This is a genomic window from Pigmentiphaga daeguensis (assembly GCF_039523035.1).
Classification (GTDB): Bacteria; Pseudomonadota; Gammaproteobacteria; order Burkholderiales; family Burkholderiaceae_B; genus Pigmentiphaga; species Pigmentiphaga daeguensis.
Map to the genome: position 1 here is coordinate 57,516 of NZ_BAAAEN010000005.1, position 18,850 is coordinate 76,365.

Below are 18,850 nucleotides of genomic sequence, written 5' to 3' on the forward strand. Positions count from 1 at the left end.
GCGGTCAGGCCGCGGCGAGCGTGGGCGCCAGGGTACCCGCCGCGGCCTTCTCGATGTATTGCATCAGTTTCTCGCACAGCAGCGAGGGCTGGGCGTCGCGCCGCAGGAGGAACCCGATGTCCCGGCCGGTGGGGGGCAGTTCTACCTCCAGGACCTTGACGGCGCCCGAGGCGATCTCGTAGGAGAGGTACTCGGGCGACACCACCGAGACCATGTCGCTGTGCTGGAGCAGGCCGCGCAGCAAGTCCAGGTCGCCCGCCTGCACGGCGACGTGCGGAGGCGCGATGCCCAGGTCGCGAAACAGGTCGTTCAGGAGTTCGCGCGTGGGTGCTCCCCGGTCGCGCAGTATCCACGGATGGCGGACGAGATCGGTGATCTCGACCCGCTTCCTGGCGCACAGGGGATGTCCGGCCCTGACCACGGCGACCAGGCGGTCGCTGCCGATCACCCGGATGAGGAAGTCCCGATGCGAGTAGTTGGCATTGAGACCGGTCAGGATGAAATCGATCTCGCCCGAGTGCACGCCGGCGAAGAGGATCTCGAACGGACCGTCCACCATGGAGATCTGCACGTTGGGATGCCGCCCCACCAGCGCCGCGATGGCCTGGGGCAGCACACGCGTGCGCAGCGAGGGGAGGGCGGCGAACATGACGCGGCCGCTGATCTCGCCTCGCTGCTGCGCGATGTCTGCTTCGAGGTGGCGCAGCTCCGCCAGCACCCGCCGCACGCGAAACAGCAGCAGCTCGCCGGCCTCGGTCACGGCCATGCCCTTGGCCGTGCGGCGGAACAGGGGCAGGTCCAGCGACGCCTCCGCCTGCCTGAGCAGGGCGCTGACCGCGGGCTGGGTCAAGCCCATGACCGCCGCGACGCTGGGCATGTGCCCCATTTCGCGCAGGCGGACCAGCGCCGTCAACTGACGCTCACCCACCAGCATGGCAAACAGCGGCGCGCCAGCGGAGACGCCGTAGGGAGAAAGTTCGGCGCAGGCCTGGCGCAGTTCGGCGTCGATGCGCAGGGCGCGGCGGTAGGCGGCGTCGCCGAACGGCGTGGGCGCCATGCCCGAGGCCTGGCGTTCGAACAGCGTGGCCTCGAAGCTCGTTTCGAGCTGGCGGATGGAGCTCGCCACCGCCGAGGGCGTGCGCAGCAATCGCTGGGCGGCATGCGCGATGCTGCCCGCCTCGACCACGGCGATGAGCGCCCGAAGGTGCCGCATGCGGTTCCGTTCCAGCATCGCCTAAAAACCCATCCGATAAGAAAAATTGCTGGCTGAGCAAGAATAACTCGATCGTTTCGCCCGAGGCAAGAACCTACAATCCGGCATGACGAAGCCGTGACCATCCTAGGGAGGACCGCATCATGAATTCCATGGTGAAGACGCTCTGCTGTGCCGCTTTATCCTTGTTTTTTCTGGCTTCTCCAGCCAGCCAGGCGGAGGTCGTCCCCATCCGCGTGGGCCATGGCTCATCCGCCGAGGAACCGCTGTGGACGATGAAGGCATCGCCCGCCGTCACTCCCGGACAGAACCGCGACTACAAGCTCGAGTACAGCTTGTTCCGGGGCACCGATAAGCGTTTTCAAGCATTCGAAGCTGGCGAGCTGGACGTCGCCACCGGATCGGCGCACAGCGTCATGATGGCCGCGGCCCAGGGCATCAAGTTCAAGATCGTCGCGTCGCTGTCCCGCTAGGGCGGCGCGCAAGGCTTCGCCACCCGGTACATGGTGCTCGACGGTTCGCCCATCAAGACGATCGCCGACCTCAAGGGCAAGACCATCGGGATCAATGGCGCCCGCTCGTCGGCGGAGATCTGGGCCCGGCTGGCGCTCAAGAAGCATGGCCTGAATCCGCAGCGCGACGTCAAGTGGGTGGCTCTTCCCTTCCCCAGCCAGGGCGAGGCGGTGCGGGCCGGCAAGCTGGACATCGGCGCCTTTCCGCAGCCTTTCGCCGCCTTCGAGGAAAAGCGTGGCGGCATGCGCACGGTATTCACGTCCACCGACGGCATCGGGCAGCAGGAAGACCTGATGCTGCTGCTGGTCAAGGAGGAGTTCGCCGCCAAGCATCCCGCCGCGCTGCGCGCGTTCCTGGCCGATCTGGTCAAGGCTACCGACTTCTACGTCAACCGTCCGCGCGAAAGCCACCAGCAACTGATCGATGCGAAGTTCGTCAACATTCCGTTGGACGTGTCGCTGGGCATGCGCAAGTACCTGCACCCGCTGGACGGCAAGGTCGACATGGATTCCATGCGCAGGATGGTGAAGGAACTGAAGGACTTCGGCTACATGGACGACCTGGATCCCGCCAAGGTCGTGGATATGAGCTATCTGCCGAAATGAACGCCGACGCGACCCACTACCTGCAGGCCCGGGGGCGTCGGCAAGCGCTTCCTGCGCAACGGCCAGGCCGTGACCGCGCTGGAGGATTTCGACCTGTCCATCGCCGAGGGCGAATTCGTCAGTATCGTCGGGCCGTCGGGCTGCGGCAAGAGCACCTTCCTGCACATGGTGGGCGGCTTCGAGCCGCGCACCAGCGGCACGATCAGCCTGGCCGGGCGCCCGGTCTCGGAGCCGGGGCCCGACCGGGGCATGCTGTTCCAGGACTATGCGCTCTTTCCCTGGCGCACGGTGCTGGGCAACGTGGCCTGGTCGCTGGAAGTGCAGGGCCTGCCCAAGGCGCGGCGCCTGGAGATCGCGCGCAAGTACATCGCCATGGTCGGGCTCGCCAGGTTCGAGAACGCGTATCCGGGCGAACTGTCGGGCGGCATGCGGCAGCGCGTGGCCCTGGCGCGCACGCTGGCCTACGAACCCAAGATGCTGCTGATGGACGAGCCGTTCGGCGCCCTGGACGCGCAGACGCGCGAACTCATGCAGGAAGAGCTGACCGACATCTGGCAGCAGGACCGCCGCACCGTGCTGTTCGTCACGCACGACATCGAAGAGGCCATCTACCTGAGCGACCGGATCATCGTCTTCACGGCGCGCCCGGGACGCATCAAGGCCGACCTGCGCGTCGAGCTGCCGCGCCCGCGCGACGCCTCCATCCGCAAGTCGCCCGAGTTCATGGACTACCACGCCAGGATCTGGGACATGCTGCGCGACGAGGTCCTGCGCGCCCGGGAAGGCTCATGAGCGCGATACGCTCCACCGCGGCGGGCGGTTCGAACCGCGCGCTGCGCTGGCTCGCGGGCTGGTCCCTGCCGGTGGCGCTGCTGGTTGCCATGCAACTGGCGGCAGGCCAGCCGGGCGCGCCCCGCTACGTCGTGGCGCCGACCGACATCGCCGCGACGACCTGGGAACTGCTGGCAAGCGGCGAGCTCATCCGCGACGCGATGGCGTCCGGCGTGCGCTCCTACAGCGGCTTTTTCATGGGGGCCGCGCTGGGGGTTGCGATCGGACTCCTGAGCGCGGTGTGGCAGCAGGCGCGCGCCTTCTTCGATCCGCTCGTCTCCACGCTGTATCCGGTGCCCAAGGTGGCGCTGCTGCCGGTCATCATCACCTGGCTGGGCTTCGGCGATGTCTCGAAAATCGCCCTCATCACGTTGGCGGTCTTCTTTCCGACTTTCATCAACACCTTGTACGGCGCGCGCGCCACCCCCGTATCCCTGATCTGGGCGGCGCGCAACATGGGGGCGGGACCTGCCTACATCTTCAGGCGCGTCATCTTCCCGGCCGCGCTGCCGCAGATCTTCACCGGCCTGCGCTCCGGGCTCGCGCTTTCGTTCATCGTGCTGTTCGCCGCCGAGATGGTGGGGTCGCACGACGGCCTGGGCGACATGGTCGTGCGCGCCGAGGAGGCCATGCGCTATGACTGGATGTACACGGCCATCCTGGCCATCGGCCTGATGGGCTTCGCCAGCGACCGCATCCTGCTGGCCATCCGCCGCCGCCTGCTGGCGGACAAGTATCCCGGGGAGGCCCGCGATGGTTGAGCGTCTGCGCGCTTTCGCCCGGCAAGCCATGGCGCCGCTGTATCCGCTGTCGGTCCTGGCCGTGGCCTGGGAGCTGTTGTCCCGTTCGGGATGGGTGTCGCCGCGGCTGATGCCTTCCATCGTGAAGGTGGGCCGGGCCTTCGTGGAAGGGCTGGCCAACGGCGACCTGGTCTATCACGCCTCCATCTCGTTCTCGCGCGCCCTGAGCGGCTTCGGCCTGGCCATCGTCATCGGCGTACTGCTGGGGGTGCTCATGGCCCGCAGCCGCTGGTTCGAATGGATGGTGGAACCCATCTTCTCGTTCGGCTACCCGGTTCCCAAGATCGCGTTGTACCCGGTCTTCATCCTGCTGCTGGGCTTCGGCTCGCCGTCGAAGATCGCGCTGATCGCGCTGGAGTGCACCTTCCCCATCGCGGTCAACACCTATTTCGGCATCCGCGCCGTGGCGCCGCGCCTGGTCTGGAGCGCCCGCAACATGGGGGCCGGGTCCGTGCGCATCTTCCTGCGCGTGCTACTGCCGGCGGCGCTGCCCGCCATCATGTCGGGCATACGGGTCGCGCTGCCCCTGTCCATGGTGGTCGTGATCATCACCGAAATGATCGGCGACAGCACCGGGCTGGGCTACTACATCGCCTACGCGTCGGCTTCCTTCATGTATGCCGAGTCCTACGCCGGCGTGATCGCCGTGGCGCTGATCGGCTTCACCCTCGACCGTCTGCTCGTCGCCGTGCGCGGCAGGATCATCTTCTGGGAGCCCGACGGCGCGGCCCGGAGTTCCCGTCCTTCCCATTGAGGCTCCCACGATGTCTATCGACGAACAACTGGAACAACTGGCGACGGCCTGCCGCGTCCTGGAAATGGAAGGCCATGGCGACATGACCCTGGGCCACCTGTCGCTGCGCGATCCGCAAGGGCGCGGCTTCTGGCTCAAGCGCAACGCGCGCGGCCTGGGCGAGATCCTGTCCGCCGCCGACTTCGTGCTGGTCGGCCACGATGGCGCCAAGCTGGAAGGGGAAGGGGGGCGCCATTCTGAGTGGCCCATCCATTCCGAGATCCTGAAGGCGCGGCCCGACGTCAACGTCGTCGCCCATACCCATCCCTTCCACGCCAGCATCCTGTCGTCGTTCGGCACCGCGCTGGCGCCGTTCACGCTGGATGCCGACTACTTCGACGAACTGCCCTGCCACCGGGACGAGGCCGCGCTGCTCAAGACCGAGGAAGAGGGCGCCGCGCTGGCCCGCACCCTGGGACCGCATTTCGCCGTGCTGATGGCCAATCACGGCGTCACCTTTTGCGGCACGTCCATCGCCCATGCCGTCTGCGTGGGGGTCTTCCTGGAGCGCGCCGCGCGCATCCACGTGCTGGGTTCGCAGATGCGCGCCGAAGCGACCTTCCCCATGCCGCCCGTGCGGCGGCGCCGGCGCGAACAGATCATGACGCCCGTCCACATCGAGCATTCCTGGAACTACTTCGTCCGCAAGCTCGCGTGGCAGGAAAAGGCCCGCGGCGATGCCGCGCTGTTCGCCTGAGGAGGCCCTGGACATGGCCACGCTCGAATCGCTGTATTCGTACCTGACGCCGCGCGACCGTGAGATCATCGAGCTGTCCGGCTACGGCGCCCGCATGGGATTCGGCGCGTGCCCGGCCCTGGTGATCGTCGACGCCACCTATGGTTTTTGCGGCGACCGGCGCGAACCCATCACCGACTCCGTTCGCCGCTGGCCCAACTCTTGCGGCGAGGCAAGCTGGGACGCCATCGACCGCATCCGCGAACTGCTGGCCGCCTTTCGCGCGCAGCAGCGGCCCGTCATCTACACGCGGGGCGCGTACCGGGACGACAAATGGGACATGGGTTCGTGGCTGTGGAAGCATGCACGATCGCGGCCGCAAGAGGCTCCGGTGTCCCAATCCGATCGGCATCATGACGAGATCGTCGAGGAAATCGCTCCGCAGCCCAGCGACCTCGTCATCGGCAAGCAGAAGCCGTCGGCGTTCTTCTCGACGCCGCTGCAGTCCTACCTGACCCTGCTGGGTGCGGATTCGCTGGTGGTGGCGGGCGGCAGCACCTCGGGCTGCGTGCGTGCCACCGTGGTGGATGGCTTCAGCGCCAACTACCGCATCGCCGTGGCTGCCGACGCCTGCTTCGACCGCCTGCAATCCAGCCATGCGATGAGCCTGCTGGACATGCATGCGAAGTATGCCGACGTGCTGGATACGGCGGACATCCTGGGGCACTTCGGCGCGTCGGCCTGACCGGGCGTTTCAATCCAGCGCGATATTCAAGCGCTTGAGCACCTGCCCGAACCGCCGGGTCTCGTCGGCCAGCTCCTTCACGTACTCGGCGCGTTCCAGCACGTAGGGCTCGTAGAACATCGCGTCGTAGCGCTTGAGGACCTCCGGGTCGCGCAATACCTGCGCCACGTCGCGCTGGATCTTGTCGGCGACCGCCGCGGGCGTGCCCTTGGGCGCCAGCAGCGCGACCGATCCCGCCAGGTCGAAGTCCGCCGGTCCGCCGGATTCCGCGATGGTGGGGACGTCCGGGAAGCCCGCCAGCCGCCGGGGCGCCGAGACGGCCAGGTAGCGGACCTTGCCGGCGCGCTGCAGGGGGCCGGCGCTGCCGCCGAACCACGAACCGTAGGTGACCGAGCCGGGTTTGGCGCGCGCCGCCTGGAGCAGGTCGCCGGTGCCGCGGAAGGGGCTGTCCACCGGTACCACTACGAAGAAGTAGTTGCGCAGCATGGGCGTGATGGGCTCGAAGTCGCGCATCAGGTCGTAGGGCAGTTTCTTGAACAGGTAGGGATGGGCGCTGGTCTGCGCGTTGTCCATCTGGAGCAGGGTGTAGCCGTCGGCGGGACTGCGCTTGGCGGCGTCGATGGCGATGAAGCCGTTGCCGCCCGGCTTGTTCTCGACCATGACGGGCTGTCCCCATTTCTGCGACAGCCGGTCGGCCACCAGCCGCAGCGCGACGTCGGGGCCGCTGCCCACGGGGAAGGTGGAGACCACCCGCACGGGTTTGGCGGGGTAGTCCTGGGCGTGCGTCGGCGCGGCGCCGCACAGGGCCAGCGTGATCGCCGCGAGCACGGAATGGATGATTGGCGTTTTCATGGTCCGGATTCCCGAAGGTTGAGCAAGCCACCCCACCAGCGGGTGGCCCCGCCACTGTGCCATTGCCGCAGGCCGGAGGGGATGGGGCATAAGCGCTTTCGGGACCGGCAGAAGCATTTTGATGGCCGGCGGGCGGGCATAAGTTTTTTCGCCCCAGGCAGAAGCATTGCCGGCTGGCGCCAGCCCCGCGGGGAGCCGAGAATGGGGGGATTCACTACCAGGACATAGCGATGAAACTATTTCCCAGCCTGCAATTGCACATGCCGCAAATCGATTTGCAGGAAATCATGGAGCACTTGCGGCACAACGAGGAGCGGCGGACCTATCCGTTGTGGCAGGAGGACGACTGCCTGTGCTTCATTGCGCGCGGCCGTGAATACCGCAGCGAGTTCCACCTGAATCCCAGCCACGAGATGCAGTATTCGCTGAAGGGGGACCTGCACCTGCACTATCGTACGCCCGAGGGGGTGGAGAAAGTCGCGGTGGTTCCCGAAGGACATTGTCTTTACCAGCCGCCCATGGTGCCGCATTCGCCGCGTTTCCCGCCCGATGCGTTCCAGCTCGTGGTCGAGCGCAAGCGCCGGCCTGGCGAAGTGGACCGCTTCCATTGGTTCTGCCCTTCTTGCGACAATCTGCTGCACGAGGAACGCTTCATCGTCAGTGATTACGGTACCGATCCGGTATCGCGGGCCTACGACAATTTCTGGGGTTCGCTCGATTTCCGCACCTGCAAGAAGTGCGGCACCATCATGCCGGACCGTTGAAGGGGGGGGCCATGAGCAATATCCTACGCACCCTGGCGGAGAAAGCGCAGCCGCGACACACGGCGTTAGTGATCGTCGATATGCAGAACGATTTCTGCGCCCAGGGCGGCTACCTGCAGCGCACCCGGGCTGAAAGCGGCCGCCATCCCATCCGGGTGGACGAGAATGCCGCCATCGCCGACCGGATCGGCGCATTGGCGGACGGGGCCAGGCGATCGGGGGCTGCGGTCGCATGGTTGCGCTCGGTCTACGATTTCAAGTACCTGGCGGAGGCCCACGTCGCCATGCGGGATGCCGAGGGCTGCTGCATGGAGGGAACCTGGGGCGCCGACTTCTTCCGCATTCAACCCCGGGAGGGGGACATCGTCGTGGACAAGCACACGTTCAGCGGTTTCCACGAGACCGGGCTGCACGCGCAGTTGCAGGAGCGGGGTATCAGGACGCTGGTGATGGCGGGCGTGGCCACCAATGTCTGCGTCGATTCGACCCTCAGGCACGGATTCTTCCTCGGCTATCACATCGTCGTGGCGGAGGATTGCGTGGGCAGCGGTAACGCGGCTGGCCACGAGGGCACGTTATCGACGGTCCGGGTGAATTTTGGCGAGGTCACGACCTCGGTCGAGCTCCTGCGTTTGTTCGGCAAGCACGCCCCTGCCGACGCCCTTTCGGCCCTTTGATGCTCCACACCAAGCACCTGCGCCCCTTCCTGGCCGTCGTGCGCCACGGCAACCTGGCCCGTGCGAGCGAGGAACTACGCCGCGCCCAGTCGGCCGTGTCGCGTTCGGTGCAGGAGCTGGAAGGCTGGTTCGGCGTCGCGCTGTTCGAGCGCAGCGCGCGCCAGTGGCTGTTGACCGACTTCGGCCAGGCGCTGCACCGACGGACCGAGTTGGCGTTCGCCGAACTGCAGCAAGCCTGCGACACGTTGTGCGAGCGCTACCCCGAGTCGGCGCCGCGTCTGCGCACCGCGCCGTTCTTTTCATTGGCCGTGCACGAGCGGCGCCTGGAACTGTTGTTCGCCTTTACCGAGCGCAAGCACATCAGCACGGCGGCGGCGGCGGTGGGCGTTTCCCAGCCGGCCGCCAGCATGGCGCTGTACGACCTGGAGGCCAGCGTCGGCGTGCCTCTGTTCGACCGCGCGCATGCCGGCGTCGCATTGAACGAATGCGGCGAGCTGCTGCTGGCGCATGTGAAGCGGGCATTGGCGCAGTTGCGCCTGGCCGGCACCGAGATCTCGGCGCTGAAGGGCGTGATCGAAGGACAGGTGGTGGTCGGGGCGCTGCCGTTCAGCCGTCCGTATGTGTTGCCGGTGGCCATCGGCAGTGTGCTGGCCCGGCATCCGCGCCTCCAGGTGCGCACGCTGGAGGCGCCCATGGACACGCTGGTGGCGGGCCTGCGGCTGGGCGACGTGGATTTCCTGGTGGGCGCGCTGCCGGTGGAACCGCTGGAAAGCGCGCTGGTGGTCGAGCAGTTGATGCGCGAGCCCATGGTGGTGCTGGCGCGCCGCGATCATCCGCTGGCCGGCGCGGCGGCCCTGGACCTGGCCGACCTGATGGAAGCCGCATGGGTGCTGCCCCGGCAGGGCACGCCTACGCGCGAGGCGCTGGGTGCATGCCTGGCGCAGCATGGGTTGCCGGAACCGCAGGTGGCGGTGGAGTCGTCGGACATTTCCCTGATCCGGGGGCTGCTGCTGGAGACCGACATGCTGTCGGCGGCTTCGCGCCAGTTGTTCCCGCACGAACTGCGGGCGGGCATCCTGGTGGAGTTGCCGGTGGTGCTGGTGGGCACCGAGCGTTCCATGGGCATCCTGCGTCGCACGCAGGAGCATTCGTCGCCGGGGGCGCAATTGCTGATCGAGGCGATCCGTCAGGTGTGCCGCGACGAATCAGGGGAAAAGGATCAGAGGTCGGCGGCCGCGCGGCCGTAGTGGTTGTTGGCCTGCACCAGCTTGGAAAGCAGGCGCATGAAGGTTTCCTGGTCTTTCTTGCTGAGCGGGGCGATCAGCCGCTGCTGGGCGCGTGTCATGCCGTCCTGCAACTGGCCCATGACGCGCAGTCCTTCCTCGGTGATGAAGGATTGCCGCGAGCGGCGGTCGTCGGGATCCACGCGGCGCGTCAGGTAGCCCTTGCGTTCGAGCCGCTTGACGACGTCGGCCGTGGTGGTGCGGTCCAGCCCGAGTTCGTGGCCGATCGTCTTCTGGTCGCTGCCCGGCTGCAGGGACAGGGCGGTCAGGATGCCGTACTGGACCGGGGTGATCTCGTTGCTGCATTCCTCGAAGAACATCGCATAGTGGATCTGGTTCAGGCGGCGGACCAGGTATCCCGCGCGCGACCAGAGCACCTGCTCGGCGGGATCGAAAGGGTGCGAGGGGGGGGATTGGGTCATTGTGGGGTGCTTCACAGGTATACCGGCGCCGGCGCGGGGCCGGCGCATTTTTACTCAGTATACTGCGGACCACCCATCGGGCCCAGGAATCAACGGCTGGCGGCCGCCCCCAGCGCCTGCAGCACCTCGTCGCGCGGCATGACGGCGGCGTATTTCTGCTGCATGTCGAACAGGTTGGCCTCGTGCGGGCCGAGCGCCCGATCGCCCACGCAGTCCGAGGCGACGACGGGGCGCAGGCCATGGCACATGGCGTCCACGACGCTGGCGCGCACGCAGCCGCTGGTGACCGCGCCGGCCACGATCAGCGTGCGCACGCCGCGCTGCGCGAGCCATGCGGCCAGCGTGGTGCCGAAGAAGGCCGAGGGCAGCGTCTTGCGCACCACGAGTTCGCCCGGAGCCGGGGCCAGCTCGGGGACGATGGCGCTGGCGGGGGCGTGTTCCTTCAGTTTCAGCAGGCCGGGGACCTTTTCGGTGAATACGTTGCCATCGGCGTCGTCGTCGGCGAACACGATGCGTGTGTGCGCCACGGGCCACCCGAGCCTGCGGGCCTCGGCCAGCAGCACCGTCGTGCGCTCGATGGCTTCGCGGATGTTGCCGCCGCCGAACATGGCCGGGTCGGCGAAACCGTTGACGAAATCGACGATGAGCAGCGCGGCCGGTCCGCGCAGTTCGAGATCGGCGCCGAATCCCTGGCGCTGGTAGGTCGAGATTTCCTTGTGCATGATGGCTCCGTGTCTAGGCCTGGTCGAGGACCTTGCCGTCCGCGACCATGTCCCGCCCGTCCAGGCTGACGGTGCAGCGGCGCAGCGGGATGTCGATGTGGCAGGCGGTGGTGCGGCTTCCGCCGGCTTCGTTGTTGGGGCCGAGAGAGAACAGGAAGTTGCCTTCGAAGGCACGGGCATCCATGCCTATGGTGGCTTCGCGGTCGTACAGCCCCAGTGTGGACCAGCGGGCGCGCGGTTGCAAACCCCAGCCTATGTGCGAGATCGCGTAGGCCTCTGGGTCGTCGAAGGACGCCATGTAGTCGTCGAGCAGGCTGGCCGACAGGCCGCCCTCGATGCGCACCGCGTAGCCGTTCTCCACCGTGAGCGTGATGGGGTCGTCCACGTAGCATTTCTGGGGCAGCAGGATGTCGCCCCGGTCGATGACGATGCGGCCGCTGGCGCCGCCTTCGTTGGGCCAGGTCAGCGCGAATCCGCTGGGCCAGTGGTCCCAGCGGCCGGGTTCGTCGACGAAACCGTATTCGCTGATGGCGGGGAATTCGCCCAGGGGGCAGCGCAGGTCCGTGCCGGCGGCCGAGCGCACGCGCATCTCGCGGGCGGCCTGGATGTGCGCGGCCGCCGCGGTGACGCGGGTCTTGTCCTCCTGGGTGGGGACCATGCGCATCAGGACTTCGGGCGGTTCGACCGCCAGCAGGATCTTGGTGCCGGTCTGCAGGATCTCGTGCTGTTCCGGCGAGAAGAGCAGGGTCATCAGGTCCAGGACGAGGTCGCTGGCCTTCAGGGCGGCGATGGCGGCGTGGTTGCCGGTCAGGGGCGTCGTGCCCAGGTAGGCCAGCGCGTCCCGGCTCAGGGCCTTCTCGCCGTTGACCGGCGGCAGGTCCAGCCGGTTGACGATGGCCCCCAGGGACTGGGCGGCGATGGTGGCGCACGACAGGGTCTGCGGATGGGTGGACGCGCTGGTCAGGATGGTCACGGTCTGCCCCGCCTCCAGGCGGGACAGCGTCAGCACCTGGCGCCAGGCTTCGATGAACGGATAGTCGCTGATGGCCATGGTCTTGCCTGTGGTCTGGAGGTGGAGAGGGATCTCAGATTGAAACGCCGAGGAACGTGCCGAAGGCCTGGTAGAAGCCTTCCTCGTTGTCCCACGGGATCATGTGGCCGGCGCCGGGCACGCGCACGGCCCGCATCGAGGCCAGCAGCTGCCCGAATTCCGCGACGTCGGCATCCTCGACCACGCCGCCACGCTCGGCGGTCATCAGCAGCACGGGCTGCCGGATCGCGGGAAGATCGGCGTGGATGTCGTCGGTGTGAAAGCCTTCGAAGCTGGCCAGCACCGCCTCCTCGTCGCAGGTGTGCAGCCATTCGGCGCGCAGCCGCAGCTGCTCCTCGGTCCAGGTGGGACAGAACTCGCGCATGGCGGTCCAGTCCATGCCGGCGCGCGCCGCCTTCATCGAATCGACGTACCAGGGAAGCTTGGCGGGGTAGGGGCGGCGTCCGGGGCCGGATACCGGCGGATCGACCGCCACCAGCCTGGCCATGGCGGGCATGCCGATGCGCGCGGCGCGCAGGCCGATGCGGGCGCCCATGGAATGGCCCACCACGCTGGCGCGCGCCAGGCCCAGCGCCTCGGCCAGCGCGATCAGGTCCTCGGCCTGGGCATCGAGGCTATAGTCCAGGCCGGGCGCGGCGGTGGACAGGCCGCGGCCGCGCACATCGAGAACATAGGTGTCGAAGTGCCGGCCCAGGCGCTCGCCCACGAAGCCCCAGGTGATGGCGGGGCTGGTGATGCCGGGGACGACGATGACGGGATCGCGCGAGGCGCGCTCGCCGTCGGCGCCGCCGTAGCGCAGGTAATGCTGGCGGATGCCGTTGGCGCGCACGTTGGCGCCGTAGAGGAATTGGCTGTCGGGCATGAGAGGCTCGCTGGAAGGAAGAGGCCGTGTCAGTAGGCGCCGGACAGCAGCGCGCCGGCCCCCGGCACGACGCGTTCGAGGTCCAGGGCCTTGAGCATGGCATAGGTCGTGGCGATGGCGGCCGTGAGGACCGGCTTGCCGGTCTGCGCCTCGACCTTGGCCACCACGGGCAGGGACGGCATCTGGACGCAGGCCGACAGCACGATGGCATCGACCTGGCTGGTGTCCATCTGCGCGACGATGGCCGGCAGGTTCTCGGGGTCGTGGCGTCCGACCTCGAGGTTGTCGGGGATTTCCAGGGCACGGTAGTCGGCGACTTCGAAGCCCTCGTGGTGGATGTAGTCGACCACCAGCTCGGTCAGCGGCTTCATGTAGGGAGCCACCACCACGATGCGCCGGGCGCCGATCACCTTGAGTCCTTCGATCAGCGCGCCCGCGCTGGTGATGACGGGCGCGTCGCCGCCGTTGGCGGCGGTATGGTTCTTCAGGCGGGCCTCGGACTGCCGGTGATAGCCGCGCCCCATCGCCATGATGGCGACCAGGCAGGCATAGCCCAGCACGTCGACGCGGGCGTCGCTCAGTTCGACGGCGCAGCGGTCGGACTCGGCGTCCATGGCGGCCAGCTCTTCCTTGACCACGTGCTTCATGCGCATGCGGCTGGAGTGGAAGGTGAAGCGCTCCGGCCGGATCTGCTGGCGCGCGGCCAGCATGGCCGGGATCTCCGTTTCCATGGTGGTGTTGGAACTGGGCACAATCTGCCCGATGCGAAACAGCGGCTTGGTCATGGGAGTCTCCGTCGGATGCGGTTCACAGGCCCAGGATCCGCGCCGCGTTGCCATGGCAGATGGCTTCGAGCTGGGCGGGTTCCAGGGGCGCGGTGTCGATGAAGCGGGCGGCGGCTTCGGTCGATTCGTAGGGGTAGTCGACCGAGAACATCACGGCGTCCACGCCCATCTCGCCCACCGCGCCGACCAGCGTCGGATGCGAGCACACGCCCGAGGTGGTGATGAGCAGGTTGGTGCCGATGTATTCCGACGGCCGCCGCTGCAGGCTGACCCCATAGGGGTAGGCGGCGAAGCGGCTGTCGAAGCGCCAGCGCTGGAAGGGCAGGCCCTCGCCCATGTGGCCCAGGATGACCTTGAGCCGGGGGAAGCGGTCGAACACGCCGCCGAACACCATGCGCAGCGCGTGGCTGGCGGTCTCGACGCCCCAGCCCCAGCTGGCGCCGGCCAGCACCGGCGCGCCGTCCAGGGCGTGCAGCGGCTTCCACGGGTCGATGGGGTGCAGGTACATGGGCACGTCCAGCTCCTGCATCCGTTCCCAGAACGGATCGTATTCGCGGCCTTCGTAGTAGCGTCCCAGTGTGTGGCCGTTCACCAGCGAGCCCTTGAATCCCAGCTGCTTCACGCAGCGTTCCAGTTCGCGCGCTGCTTCGAGCGGATCGTGCATGGGCAGCATGGCGAAGCCCGCATAGCGGTCCGGCCGCCGCGCGATCCGCTCGGCCAGGAAGTCGTTGTTCTCGCGCGCCCGGCGCAGTGCGAGAGTGGTGTCGAGTTCGGCCTGCACGCCCGGTCCGGACTGGGACAGCACGACCAGCTCGATGCCCGCCCGGTCCATTTCATCGAGTCTGAGCGTGTCGAAGTCGGCCAGACGCTGGCCCAGTTCCTTCATGGTGGCCGGGTCGATGAAGTTCAGGAATGCCTTCGAGTAGGTCTCGAAGCCGGGCATCATGAAGTGTTCTTCCAGCGCGATCTTGCGTAGGGTAGTCAATTCCATTCCTCCTAGACGGGGTAGACCAGGTCGTTGGCGATCACCGACGATTCGTGGATCACCTGCCTCTCCCGCAGCAGCAGTTCGTCGCCGTCGCGGACGAACCGGTCGTGGTAGGTGCCGGCCAGGTGCAGCGTGGTGGGCCCCTCCACCAGGGTCTGCAGCAGCACGTAATTGCATTGGGCCCAGATTTCCTGTCCTTCCTCGCCGACGATGCGGGGGGCGGACAGCAGGTGGGTCATGGTGCGGGGCGCGAACATCTGCGTGCGCGAGATCGCTACCGCCCGGTCGTGCAGCATGGGGCGCCCCTCGGCATAGACCAGCCCTACCGGCATGTCCAGCTCGGTGTTCTCGCGCGCGGTGATCCGGTAGATGCAGTCCTCGGCGAAGAAGCGTGGCCATTCCTCGATGTGGCCGCTGTCCAGCACCGCGCAATACTCGATGTTGAAATGCTCGACCAGCGGTCGCAGCTCCGCCGCCCGCCGTGCGTCCACCCGCGAGGGCGCATATCCTGAAAGCTGCAATGTCATCATGCCTTTTCCCATCCCATGACTTCGCGGTAGTAGCGATACATGCCGCGTATGGCGGCTTCCGATATCAGCGACGTGGCCGTGCCGACGTTGCCCGCGTCCAGTTTCACGACGTTCGTGTCCAGGCTGCTGCGGCGCACGCCCTCCTGCACGAATTTCATGGCCTCGTTGTCCTCCAGGCCCAGGAAGCCCGCCGGCCCCATCAGGTTGCCCTGGCGCAGGCGATGCCGGGTCATCTCGGGCGTGTCGTCCTCGTAGCCGAACATGGTCCAGATCATCAGCATGCTGTGGGGGCCGTTGGGCACGATCTGGCGCACGCCCAGCGTGTTCATCTCGCGCTGCACGACCAGGTTGGGCCAGATGGTCTGCATGGTCACCGACCAGGGCGAGTCGAATTCCTTCACGAACTCCAGGAAGCGGTCGTCCTGCAGCCGCATGCCGTCGTGGAAGGAGCGCATCTCCTTCTTGTTTTCCTCGCTGACGGCGGCGTACTTGTCTTCCTTCTTGGCCGAGGCCATGGTGCCGTGCCGGTGGTGCACGGGGTCGGCGATCATGGCCGAGTCGTTGCCTGCCACCAGCAGGCCGAACACCACCAGGAACGAGTGCAGCAGCGTGGCGTGGTACGGATCCTTCAGGTTCTCGTGATACATCTTCCAGTTGCAGGGCAGCTCGTTCTTGTAATAGCCCAGGATCCTGAGCGGCTTGCCGGGGAAGACGACGTCGAAGTCCTTCAGGATCTCGGGCGTCAGGTATTCCTCCAGCGGCTCCACGTCGGCCGAGTACGAGGCGAAGACCACGCCGTGCCGGGTCGTGACGCGCAGCTTGAACAGGCCATGGTCCTCGTTGCGGAACTCGCGCGGCATGCCGCCTTGCTTGTTCACGCCGCGCTTGAAGGGAATGCCTTGGAGGTTGCCCTTGAGGTCGTAGGACCACTGGTGGTAGGGGCAGACGAATTCCTTCGCGTGGCCCCGGCTGCTGCGGCAGAATTCCGCGCCCCGGTGCGCGCAACGGTTCTCGAAGACGTGGATGCTGCCGTCGTCGGCGCGCGAGACCACGACCGGCACGGGACCGACGTAGGAGCGCTTGTAGTCGCCCGGATTGGGGATCTCGGCCTCCAGGGCGACGAAGTTCCACGAACGGCCCTTGAAGATGCGCTCCATCTCGCGCTCGTACACCGATTGGCTGGTGTAGACCCAGTCGGGGATCAGGTGGTCGTCCGCCGGCCAGGCATAGTCGTCGGCGGGACGGTTCTTCGCGCCGACCGTGTAGTCGAGGATTTCCTGGTTCTTGTACATGGTGCTTCCTTTCGTTGGTCCCTAGGCGGACGCCGGGCCCAGGGCCAGGCGCGCGAGCTGTTTGGCGGGGATGCCGGGATCGGCCAGCGCTTCCGGCGCGCAGGCCAGGGGGCGTCCCAGCACGCTTCGGAAGGCGCGCAGGTCGCCGCCGGCGTTGATGGCGATGACATGGACCAGGCGCCCGCCCTCGATGCCGAAAAGCATGGCCTTGCCCGGGTCCCGGCCTTCCGGGAACTGGCCGCGCAGGCGATAGGCCAGGCCGGGCGCGCCGTGGCCCAGCATCTGGATGTTGCAGCCGAACTGATCGGTCCAGAACCAGGGAGGCGGGGGCGGCTCGGCGTCCTGGCCCAGCATCGCCGCGGCGGCGATGCGCGCCTGTTCGTTGGCGTTCTGCCAGGATTCCAGGCGGCGGTGCGTGCCGGTGGCGGCATCCCGGCCGCTGGCGCAATCGCCCGCGGCGTAGACCCCTTCGGCGCTGGTGCGGCAGCGCTCGTCGACCCGGATGCCGCCGTTGCCGGCATCGATCAGCAATCCGGCTTCGCGCGCCAGCGCCACGTTGGGTACCTGGCCCACGGCGACCACCGCCAGGTCCGCCCGCAACACGCCCGCGTCCGCCAGCGTGGCGGCGATCCCGCCGGCGACGGGCACGAGGCCCGACGGCTGCGCGCCCAGATGCAGGCGTACGCCGTGGGCCCGGGCGCGCGCGGCCAGCCAGCGGGAGACCTCGGGCGGCATCGCCCGGCCCAGCAGCGCCGGCCCCAGTTCCATCACGGTGACGTCCAGGCCCAGCGCACGGGCGGTGGAGGCGATCTCCAGTCCCAGGAAGCCGCCGCCTGTCACCAGCAGGCTGCGCGCGGTGCGCAGGGCCGCGCGCAGGCGCTGCGCGTCGTCCAGCGTGCGCAGGTAGTGGACGCCCGGCGTACCGGGAGGCAGGGCCGGCAAGACGCGGACGTCGCCGCCGGTGGCAAGCAGGCAGGCGCGATAAGCCTGGACCGCGCCGTCGTCCAGGTGCAGTTCGCGCCGCGCGGCATCGAGGCGGACGACACGCCGGCCCGGTTGCAGCACGATGCCGGACTGGGCCAGGAAGGGCTCGGGCAACAGGTTGACGTCCGGCGGCTGTTCGTCGGCCAGCACGGCCTTGGAAAGGGGCGGGCGCTCGTAGGGCGCATGGGGCTCGTCGCCGATCAGGACCACCTTCCCGGCATGGCCGAGCTCGCGCAGGGCACGCGCCGCCATGGCGCCGGCCTGGCCCGCGCCGACGATGACCAGGGGCGCGGAGGCGTCATTCGACGGCGACATAGACGGCCTCGTCCTCGACCTTGACGGGATAGATGCGGATCGGCTGCGTGGCCGGCGCACAGCGCGGCTCGCCGGTGCGCAGGTCGAACTGCGCCTGGTGCAGCGGGCATTCCACGCAGCCGTCCTCGACATAGCCGTCGGTCAGCAGCGCATATTGATGGGTGCAGACGTTGTCGGCGGCGAAGAATTCGCCGCCGCTGCGGAACAGGGCGAGTTCGCGGCCGTCCAGCTTGAACGGCATGCCGGCGTCGTCTTCGACCTCGTCCACCGCGGCGATTCGTGTCCAGTTCATGATGTTTCCATTGGTCAGTATGCTGATCTTCATCGTGCGGCCCCGCGCACGGGGCCCGCGGCTAGCGGCGGCCGAACAGCCCTCCCACGCCTTGCTTGAACTGGGACCAGAAGGCCTTCATGCCTATGCTGAGCATGTTCAGCTCCTGGGGCGGCGGCGCGGTTCGGCCCGCGCCGCGCCGGTTCTGGTTCAGGGCCTGCTGCGTGGCCGCCAGCACGGCCTGCGCCTGGGCCAGCACGGCCTGCGCCTGCAGCAGCAGGGCCTGGGCTTCGGGCGAAGCGGGCGCGCTGCCCGGAACCGCGGCCAGCCGGGGCGCGGCCGCTTCGCCCGGCGCCGTGGCGGCGGGCTGGGCGGGAGTGCCGGGCATGGGTGCCGCCGGTTCGGCCGCATCGGCGTCGTCCTGCAGCGATGCAGCCAGGTTGTGCTCGAACTGCTTGAGGATGTGGCCCGCCACTTCGGCGATCATGCCGCTGCCGCGTCCGTACTGCGCTACCGCGCCCGACAGTTGCAGCTGGGTGGCGACGGTGACGTCGGTGCCGCCACCCGCGGCCGGCACCAGCGCGAAGCTGAATTCCGACTGGGCCGAGCCGCGGCCCTTGGGGTCGAGGCCGGAACCGCGCAGCCAGGCGATGTGCCGCTCGTCGTCCTTGCGCACCAGCTCGGCCTGGCCGTCGAAGGCCAGCTTGATGGGGCCCAGCTTGACCGATACCGAGCCCAGGTACTTGTCGTCGCCCAGCGCTTCCTTGAGCCGGGCCCCGGGCAGGCACGGCAGGATGCGGGGAACGTCCAGCATCAGTTTCCAGGTTTCTTCCAGCGGCAGGGGGACGTGAAAGTGATTGGTGAATTCCATGGCGT

General features: G+C 67.9%; 22 protein-coding genes and 1 pseudogene. 10 read left to right on the forward strand and 13 right to left on the reverse strand.

From position 1 onward, the window contains the following. Positions 1 to 4: 4 nt before the first annotated feature. On the reverse strand, positions 5 to 1,213 hold the full coding sequence (locus ABD104_RS08550) for a LysR substrate-binding domain-containing protein (RefSeq protein ID WP_343927381.1): 1,209 nt from the start codon (positions 1,211 to 1,213) through the stop codon (positions 5 to 7). A 143-nt stretch (positions 1,214 to 1,356) separates the two neighbouring features. Between ABD104_RS08550 and ABD104_RS08555 the strand changes: the two genes are divergently transcribed. The 7 genes and pseudogenes from ABD104_RS08555 (at position 1,357) to ABD104_RS08585 (ending at position 6,176) form a co-directional block, all read left to right on the forward strand. After that, positions 1,357 to 1,686 carry a substrate-binding domain-containing protein gene (locus tag ABD104_RS08555; protein ID WP_343927382.1) on the forward strand — a complete coding sequence of 110 codons (330 nt, stop codon included), beginning with the start codon at positions 1,357 to 1,359 and terminating at the stop codon, positions 1,684 to 1,686. A 15-nt stretch (positions 1,687 to 1,701) separates the two neighbouring features. Further along, positions 1,702 to 2,331, forward strand: a pseudogene (locus ABD104_RS08560) (ABC transporter substrate-binding protein); the annotation flags it as partial. Positions 2,332 to 2,400: 69 nt separating this feature from the next. Next, a complete protein-coding gene (locus ABD104_RS08565) occupies positions 2,401 to 3,123 on the forward strand; it encodes an ABC transporter ATP-binding protein (RefSeq protein ID WP_087838361.1) in 723 nt (240 codons plus the stop codon). Beyond that, positions 3,120 to 3,923, forward strand: coding sequence for an ABC transporter permease (locus tag ABD104_RS08570; protein WP_087838360.1), 804 nt, complete (start codon positions 3,120 to 3,122; stop codon positions 3,921 to 3,923). Before ABD104_RS08565 ends, ABD104_RS08570 begins: the two co-directional genes overlap by 4 nt. After that, a complete protein-coding gene (locus ABD104_RS08575; protein ID WP_087838359.1) occupies positions 3,916 to 4,716 on the forward strand; it encodes an ABC transporter permease in 801 nt (266 codons plus the stop codon). The genes ABD104_RS08570 and ABD104_RS08575 overlap by 8 nt, the downstream gene beginning before the upstream one ends. 10 nt (positions 4,717 to 4,726) lie before the next feature. Continuing rightward, positions 4,727 to 5,452 (forward strand): class II aldolase/adducin family protein, encoded by a 726-nt coding sequence (locus ABD104_RS08580; protein ID WP_343927383.1) that lies wholly within the window; start codon positions 4,727 to 4,729, stop codon positions 5,450 to 5,452. Between the two features lie 13 nt (positions 5,453 to 5,465). Next, positions 5,466 to 6,176: an isochorismatase family protein gene (locus ABD104_RS08585; protein WP_176400695.1), complete on the forward strand. Its 711-nt coding sequence runs from the start codon at positions 5,466 to 5,468 to the stop codon at positions 6,174 to 6,176. A gap of 9 nt (positions 6,177 to 6,185) precedes the next feature. Here ABD104_RS08585 and ABD104_RS08590 read toward each other — a convergent pair whose 3' ends face one another. After that, positions 6,186 to 7,028 (reverse strand): Bug family tripartite tricarboxylate transporter substrate binding protein, encoded by an 843-nt coding sequence (locus ABD104_RS08590; protein WP_279814514.1) that lies wholly within the window; start codon positions 7,026 to 7,028, stop codon positions 6,186 to 6,188. A gap of 230 nt (positions 7,029 to 7,258) precedes the next feature. On the opposite strand from ABD104_RS08590, the gene ABD104_RS08595 reads away from it, so the two are divergent. Genes ABD104_RS08595 through ABD104_RS08605 form a run of 3 tightly spaced genes read left to right on the forward strand, consistent with a single transcriptional unit; the run spans position 7,259 to position 9,716 of the window. Next, positions 7,259 to 7,792 carry a 3-hydroxyanthranilate 3,4-dioxygenase gene (locus ABD104_RS08595; RefSeq protein ID WP_176400694.1) on the forward strand — a complete coding sequence of 178 codons (534 nt, stop codon included), beginning with the start codon at positions 7,259 to 7,261 and terminating at the stop codon, positions 7,790 to 7,792. Positions 7,793 to 7,803: 11 nt separating this feature from the next. Continuing rightward, a complete protein-coding gene (locus ABD104_RS08600; RefSeq protein ID WP_087838354.1) occupies positions 7,804 to 8,469 on the forward strand; it encodes a cysteine hydrolase family protein in 666 nt (221 codons plus the stop codon). Next, positions 8,469 to 9,716 carry a LysR substrate-binding domain-containing protein gene (locus tag ABD104_RS08605; RefSeq protein WP_132980731.1) on the forward strand — a complete coding sequence of 416 codons (1,248 nt, stop codon included), beginning with the start codon at positions 8,469 to 8,471 and terminating at the stop codon, positions 9,714 to 9,716. Before ABD104_RS08600 ends, ABD104_RS08605 begins: the two co-directional genes overlap by 1 nt. Here ABD104_RS08605 and ABD104_RS08610 read toward each other — a convergent pair. From ABD104_RS08610 to ABD104_RS08660, 11 genes are all read right to left on the reverse strand, one after another. Continuing rightward, the gene (locus ABD104_RS08610; RefSeq protein ID WP_087838352.1) at positions 9,689 to 10,174 is read right to left on the reverse strand and encodes a MarR family winged helix-turn-helix transcriptional regulator; all 486 of its coding nucleotides are present in this window, start codon (positions 10,172 to 10,174) and stop codon (positions 9,689 to 9,691) included. The genes ABD104_RS08605 and ABD104_RS08610 overlap by 28 nt on opposite strands. 89 nt (positions 10,175 to 10,263) lie before the next feature. Next, positions 10,264 to 10,896 (reverse strand): isochorismatase family protein, encoded by a 633-nt coding sequence (locus ABD104_RS08615; RefSeq protein WP_087838351.1) that lies wholly within the window; start codon positions 10,894 to 10,896, stop codon positions 10,264 to 10,266. A 13-nt stretch (positions 10,897 to 10,909) separates the two neighbouring features. Continuing rightward, entirely contained in the window at positions 10,910 to 11,947 is a 1,038-nt protein-coding gene (locus ABD104_RS08620) for a 2,5-dihydroxypyridine 5,6-dioxygenase NicX family protein (RefSeq protein WP_132980730.1), read from the reverse strand. A gap of 34 nt (positions 11,948 to 11,981) precedes the next feature. Beyond that, on the reverse strand, positions 11,982 to 12,809 hold the full coding sequence (locus tag ABD104_RS08625) for an alpha/beta fold hydrolase (protein ID WP_132980729.1): 828 nt from the start codon (positions 12,807 to 12,809) through the stop codon (positions 11,982 to 11,984). A gap of 29 nt (positions 12,810 to 12,838) precedes the next feature. Further along, a complete protein-coding gene (locus ABD104_RS08630; RefSeq protein ID WP_279814523.1) occupies positions 12,839 to 13,594 on the reverse strand; it encodes a maleate cis-trans isomerase family protein in 756 nt (251 codons plus the stop codon). 22 nt (positions 13,595 to 13,616) lie between these two features. After that, entirely contained in the window at positions 13,617 to 14,579 is a 963-nt protein-coding gene (locus ABD104_RS08635; RefSeq protein WP_343927384.1) for an amidohydrolase family protein, read from the reverse strand. 11 nt (positions 14,580 to 14,590) lie between these two features. Next, a complete protein-coding gene (locus tag ABD104_RS08640) occupies positions 14,591 to 15,103 on the reverse strand; it encodes an aromatic-ring-hydroxylating dioxygenase subunit beta (protein ID WP_425543324.1) in 513 nt (170 codons plus the stop codon). A gap of 5 nt (positions 15,104 to 15,108) precedes the next feature. After that, entirely contained in the window at positions 15,109 to 16,404 is a 1,296-nt protein-coding gene (locus tag ABD104_RS08645) for an aromatic ring-hydroxylating dioxygenase subunit alpha (RefSeq protein WP_087838346.1), read from the reverse strand. Positions 16,405 to 16,425: 21 nt separating this feature from the next. Then, entirely contained in the window at positions 16,426 to 17,703 is a 1,278-nt protein-coding gene (locus ABD104_RS08650) for an NAD(P)/FAD-dependent oxidoreductase (RefSeq protein WP_343927385.1), read from the reverse strand. Continuing rightward, positions 17,687 to 17,995, reverse strand: coding sequence for a non-heme iron oxygenase ferredoxin subunit (locus ABD104_RS08655; protein ID WP_087838490.1), 309 nt, complete (start codon positions 17,993 to 17,995; stop codon positions 17,687 to 17,689). Before ABD104_RS08655 ends, ABD104_RS08650 begins: the two co-directional genes overlap by 17 nt. 61 nt (positions 17,996 to 18,056) lie before the next feature. After that, on the reverse strand, positions 18,057 to 18,845 hold the full coding sequence (locus ABD104_RS08660; RefSeq protein WP_343927386.1) for an SRPBCC family protein: 789 nt from the start codon (positions 18,843 to 18,845) through the stop codon (positions 18,057 to 18,059). Positions 18,846 to 18,850: the final 5 nt, after the last annotated feature.

What these genes read in the sequence shown, in the direction of transcription:
- ABD104_RS08550 (WP_343927381.1), bottom strand. Translation starts at nt 1,213, where the DNA reads ATGCGGCACCTTCGGGCGCTCATCGCCGTGGTCGAGGCGGGCAGCATC.
- ABD104_RS08555 (WP_343927382.1), top strand. Translation starts at nt 1,357, where the DNA reads ATGAATTCCATGGTGAAGACGCTCTGCTGTGCCGCTTTATCCTTGTTT.
- ABD104_RS08570 (WP_087838360.1), top strand. Translation starts at nt 3,120, where the DNA reads ATGAGCGCGATACGCTCCACCGCGGCGGGCGGTTCGAACCGCGCGCTG.
- ABD104_RS08575 (WP_087838359.1), top strand. Translation starts at nt 3,916, where the DNA reads ATGGTTGAGCGTCTGCGCGCTTTCGCCCGGCAAGCCATGGCGCCGCTG.
- ABD104_RS08580 (WP_343927383.1), top strand. Translation starts at nt 4,727, where the DNA reads ATGTCTATCGACGAACAACTGGAACAACTGGCGACGGCCTGCCGCGTC.
- ABD104_RS08585 (WP_176400695.1), top strand. Translation starts at nt 5,466, where the DNA reads ATGGCCACGCTCGAATCGCTGTATTCGTACCTGACGCCGCGCGACCGT.
- ABD104_RS08590 (WP_279814514.1), bottom strand. Translation starts at nt 7,028, where the DNA reads ATGAAAACGCCAATCATCCATTCCGTGCTCGCGGCGATCACGCTGGCC.
- ABD104_RS08595 (WP_176400694.1), top strand. Translation starts at nt 7,259, where the DNA reads ATGAAACTATTTCCCAGCCTGCAATTGCACATGCCGCAAATCGATTTG.
- ABD104_RS08600 (WP_087838354.1), top strand. Translation starts at nt 7,804, where the DNA reads ATGAGCAATATCCTACGCACCCTGGCGGAGAAAGCGCAGCCGCGACAC.
- ABD104_RS08605 (WP_132980731.1), top strand. Translation starts at nt 8,469, where the DNA reads ATGCTCCACACCAAGCACCTGCGCCCCTTCCTGGCCGTCGTGCGCCAC.
- ABD104_RS08610 (WP_087838352.1), bottom strand. Translation starts at nt 10,174, where the DNA reads ATGACCCAATCCCCCCCCTCGCACCCTTTCGATCCCGCCGAGCAGGTG.
- ABD104_RS08615 (WP_087838351.1), bottom strand. Translation starts at nt 10,896, where the DNA reads ATGCACAAGGAAATCTCGACCTACCAGCGCCAGGGATTCGGCGCCGAT.
- ABD104_RS08620 (WP_132980730.1), bottom strand. Translation starts at nt 11,947, where the DNA reads ATGGCCATCAGCGACTATCCGTTCATCGAAGCCTGGCGCCAGGTGCTG.
- ABD104_RS08625 (WP_132980729.1), bottom strand. Translation starts at nt 12,809, where the DNA reads ATGCCCGACAGCCAATTCCTCTACGGCGCCAACGTGCGCGCCAACGGC.
- ABD104_RS08630 (WP_279814523.1), bottom strand. Translation starts at nt 13,594, where the DNA reads ATGACCAAGCCGCTGTTTCGCATCGGGCAGATTGTGCCCAGTTCCAAC.
- ABD104_RS08645 (WP_087838346.1), bottom strand. Translation starts at nt 16,404, where the DNA reads ATGTACAAGAACCAGGAAATCCTCGACTACACGGTCGGCGCGAAGAAC.
- ABD104_RS08650 (WP_343927385.1), bottom strand. Translation starts at nt 17,703, where the DNA reads ATGTCGCCGTCGAATGACGCCTCCGCGCCCCTGGTCATCGTCGGCGCG.
- ABD104_RS08655 (WP_087838490.1), bottom strand. Translation starts at nt 17,995, where the DNA reads ATGAACTGGACACGAATCGCCGCGGTGGACGAGGTCGAAGACGACGCC.
- ABD104_RS08660 (WP_343927386.1), bottom strand. Translation starts at nt 18,845, where the DNA reads ATGGAATTCACCAATCACTTTCACGTCCCCCTGCCGCTGGAAGAAACC.